General features: G+C 69.3%; 1 protein-coding gene and 1 pseudogene. Both read right to left on the reverse strand.

Features of this window, described 5'->3' with window-relative positions; translation table 11 throughout:
• Positions 1–250 (reverse strand): annotated as a pseudogene (locus ABD833_RS08285) (hypothetical protein); the annotation flags it as partial.
• Positions 247–4,446, reverse strand: a complete 4,200-nt coding sequence (locus tag ABD833_RS08290; protein ID WP_345072257.1) for a beta strand repeat-containing protein — start codon at positions 4,444–4,446, stop codon at positions 247–249. The pseudogene ABD833_RS08285 and the gene ABD833_RS08290, both read right to left, overlap by 4 nt.
• Positions 4,447–4,487: the final 41 nt, after the last annotated feature.

Here is a 4,487-nt window from a genome sequence, read left to right on the forward strand (position 1 = left end):
TACTGCCCAGCACCGTTACCGTGGCCGTCGCCGAAGTGGCATTGCCCTGGGCGTCGGTGAGCGTGAGGGTCACGATGCGGGCCCCCAGCGTGGCGCAGCTGAAGCTGCTTGGGCTCACCCTGCGGGTGGCGATGCCGCAGTTGTCGGAGCTGCCGTTATCTACATCGGCGGCCGTAATGGTGGCTGTGCCCAGGCTGAGCGTGACCGTCACCGGTTTGGTGCGGGCCACGGGGGCCTCGTTATCGGTCACGATGATGCTCTGGTCATACGTGGCTTTATTGCCCGCCCCGTCGGTTGCCGTCCAGGTGATNNGTCCTCCACGGTCACGGTCGCCGTCGCCGTCGCAGTATTGCCGAAGACATCGGTCACGGTCAGCGTCACGGGGTTGGCCCCGCGGTTGGCGCAGGTAAAGCTGCTGGGCGACACGCTCAGCCCGCCGCCGGCCCCGAAGCCACAGTCCGCGGTGGAGCCGTTATTCACCGTGGCCGCCGTGATGGTAGCGTTGCCGGTGGCATCGAGCTGCACCGTGGCGGCCTGGGCCAGGGCCACCGGGGCCGCGCACACGGTGAAGGCCACCCCGTTGCTGGTACCGCCGGGCGTGGTGATGGTTACGTTGCCGCTGGTGGCGCCCGCCGGCACGGTGGCCGTGGCCGTGGTGGCATTCGTCACGCTGAAGGTGATGGCGGCCGTGCCGTTGAAGCTCACGCCCGTGGCCCCGGTGAAGTTAGTGCCCGTGAGCGTGATGCTCGTGCCCGCCGGGCCGCTGGTGGGCGAGAGGCTGCTGATGACCGGCGGCGGCCCCACCTGGCGCAGCACCGACACCGTGGCGCTGTTGACATTGGCCACGGCCAGGTCGGGCTTGCCGTCCCCGTCCACGTCCCCGATGCTCACCGAAATGGGCTGGCTGCCGGTGGTAAAGTCCACTTTGGCGGCGAAGCTGGCCGTGCCCGCCGTGCCCGTGTTGCGCAGCACCGACACCGTGGCGCTGTTGACATTGGCCACGGCCAGGTCGGGCTGGCCGTCCCCGTCCACGTCCCCGATGCTCACCGAAAAGGGATTCGCGCCGGTGGGGAAGTCCACTTTGGCGGCGAAGCCGACCGTGCCCGCCGTGCCCGTGTTGCGCAACACCGATACCGTATTGCTGCCATTATTGGCCACGGCCAGGTCGGGCTGGCCGTCCCCGTCCACGTCCCCGATGCTCACCGAAACGGGATTTGTGCCGGTGGGGAAGTCCACTTTGGCGGCGAAGCTGACCGTGCCCGTGTTGCCCGTGTTGCGCAGCACCGACACCGTGGCGCTGCCATTATTGGCCACGGCCAGGTCGGGCTGGCCGTCCCCGTTCACGTCCCCGATGCTCACCGAAAAGGACAGGCTGCCGGTGGTAAAGTCCACTTTGGCGGCGAAGCTGACCGTGCCCGCCGTGCCCGTGTTGCGCAGCACCGACACCGTGTTGCTGAACTGATTGGCCACGGCCAGGTCGGGCTTGCCGTCCCCGTCCACGTCCCCGATGCTCACCGAGCGGGGACCCTCGCCGGTGGCAACGTCCACTTTGGCGGCGAAGCTGGCCGTGCCCGCCGTGCCCGTGTTGCGCAGCACCGACACCGTGGCGCTGCTGAAATTGGCCACGGCCAGGTCGGGCTTGCCGTCCCCGTCCACGTCCCCGATGCTCACCGAAAAGGGACTATTGCCGGTAGCGAAGTCCACTTTGGCGGCGAAGCTGGCCGTGCCCGCCGTGCCCGTGTTGCGCAGCACCGACACCGTGGCGCTGCTGGAATTGGCCACGGCCAGGTCGGGCTTGCCGTCCCCGTCCACGTCCCCGATGCTCACCGAGTAGGGCTGGCTGCCGGTGGCAACGTCCACTTTGGCGGCGAAGGCCACGGCCCCGTTCAGGGTCACGACGAAGGGCTGGCCGGCGTAGGCCGTGCGGGCGCTGGTCAGGTTCGTGACCGAGGGGTACTGGTACGTCGCGCCCAGCGGCACGCTCACCGTCAGGCTGGTGGGGCTGGCCGCCGTCACGGCCGCCCGCGTGGCCCCGAAGAACACCACGTTCTGGCTGGCCACGGCGTCGAAGCCGGTGCCCGCGATGGTCACGCTCGTGGCTATCGGCCCGCTCAGGGGCGTGAAGCTGGTGATGGTCAGCGGCGGCACCACCGTGAAGGCCACCCCGCCGGACGTGCCGCCTGGCGTGCTGATGGTCACGTTGCCGCTGCTGGCCCCCGCCGGCACGGTGGCCGTGGCCGTAGTGGCGCTCGTCACGGCGAAGGTGCCGGCCGCCGTACCGTTGAAGCTCACGCCCGTGGCCCCGGTGAAGCCCGTGCCCGTCAGCGTGATGCTCGTGCCCACCGGTCCGCTCGCGGGCGAGAGGCTCGTGAGCCCCGGCGCGGATGCCTGGTTGAGCCGCACACTCACCGTGTTGGCGCCGACGTTGGCCGTGAGTAAGTCGAGGTCGCCGTCGCCGTCCACGTCGCCCACCGCCACGCTGCCCGACTGGTTGCCCACGCCCACTTCGGGGTTGGTAGCCGGGGCCGTGAAGTTGCCCATCCCGTCGTTGAGCCGCACGCTCACCGTGCCACTTGTGTTGAAGTTGGCCGTGAGTAAGTCGAGGTCGCCGTCGCCGTCCACGTCGCCCAGCGTCATGCTCTGCGGGGTGGGACCCACGCCCACTTCGGGGTTGGTAGCCGGGGCCGTGAAGTTGCCCATCCCGTCGTTGAGCCGCACGCTCACCGTGCCACTTGTGTTGAAGTTGGCCGTGAGTAAGTCGAGGTCGTCGTCGCCGTCTACGTCGCCCAACGCCACGCTGGCGGGGTTAGCGCCCACGCCCACTTCGGGGTTGGCAGCCGGGGCCGTGAAGTTGCCCGTGCCGTCGTTGAGCCGCACGCTCACCGTATTCCCAAATCGGCTGGCCGTAAGCAGGTCCAGGTCCCCGTCGCCGTCCACGTCGCCCAAAGCCACGCTTACTGGGCGGGTGCCCACGGTGACCTCGGGGTTAATTGTCGGGGCCGAGAAGTTGCCCGTGCCGTTGTTGAGCCGCACGCTCACCGTGCCGTTGAGGTCGAAGTTGGACGCTAGCAGGTCCAGGTCGCCGTCGCCGTCCACGTCGCCCAAAGCCACGCTGCTGGGCAAAGAGCCCACGGTGACCTCGGGGTTGGTGACCGGCGGCGTAAAGTTGCCCATCCCGTCGTTGAGCCGCACGCTCACCGTGCTGCTGCTGGCGTTGGCCGTGAGCAGGTCCAGGTCGCCGTCGCCGTCCACGTCGCCCAAAGCCACGCTTAATGGGCGATTGCCTACGCCCACCTCGGGGGTGGTGGTGGTGGCCGGGGCCGGGGCCGAGAAGCTGCCCGTGCCGTTGTTGAGCCGCACGCTCACCGTGTTGCTGAATTCGTTGGCCGTGAGCAGGTCCAGGTCGCCGTCGCCGTCCACGTCGCCCACCGCCACTCTGCGCGGGGCAACGCCCACGGCGGGGTTGGCGTTGATGGCCGGGGCCACGAAGTTGCCCCGGCCCGTGCCGCCAGTAGCCGCCGTGAACTGGTGCACCTGCCCGCGGGCCAGAGTGCCCACGCCGGTGGCCGTGGCCGTGGCGGCGGTGGTGGTGGTCACCAGCAGCGTCTCGCCGGGCCGGAAGTTATTCGTCGGGTTGAAGGTGATGGTGCTGCCGCTCACGCTGGCCGCCCCGCCCTGGGTGCCAAACAGCCGCCCGCCCCGCTGCTGGCTGAACACCCGCACCGCCTGCTGGGTGGCGGCCGTGTTCTGCATCTGTTGATTAAAGGTCACGGCCACGGGGGCAGCGGCCGCCGCGTTGCGCAGGTTGCGCACGGGCGCCCGGCTGGTGATGGCCAGCGGCGCCGGCACCGTAACCGTGAAGGACCTCCCGTTGCTGGTGCCGCCCGGCGTAACAATGGTCACGTTGCCGCTGGTGGCCCCCGCCGGCACGGTGGCCGTGGCGGTGGTGCCATTCGTCACGCTGAAGGTGCCGGCCGTCATGCCGTTGAATCGGATGCCCGTCGCGCCGGTGAAATTGTCGCCCGTCAGCGTCACGCTCGTGCCCACCGGCCCGCTCGTGGGCACGAGGCTGTCGATAAAGGGGGAATTGCTAGGGGTGCCGCCGCCGCCATCATCGCCTGGGACCACCACTTGAAAGCCCCTCAACGGAGTAGCTGATGAAGTTGTCGTGCCCCCCACTCCGCTCTGCTTCCGCCCACCGCGCGGCGGGCTCAAGACCTTCCCGCTGCCCGGCGTGGCCGGCGCGCTGCTCATAAAGCGGTCGAAGCCAAAGGCCGGGCTGACCGTGGCGGGCGCGTTAAGCTGGTTGCGCGCGGGGCCGCGGCCGGTGAGCCCGGGGGCCTGGGCAAAAGTCGGGGTCAGCGGCAACCCTGCCACCAGCAGCAGCAAGGCCAGAAACCCGAAGCGGCGGCAAACCCGCGGCAGGATAGTGAGGGTTGGTTTCATAAGAAAGGGGGGCGAAAATATGAAGACCTGTTTCCCGCCGA

The organism is Hymenobacter fastidiosus, assembly GCF_039539565.1.
GTDB lineage: Bacteria > Bacteroidota > Bacteroidia > Cytophagales > Hymenobacteraceae > Hymenobacter > Hymenobacter fastidiosus.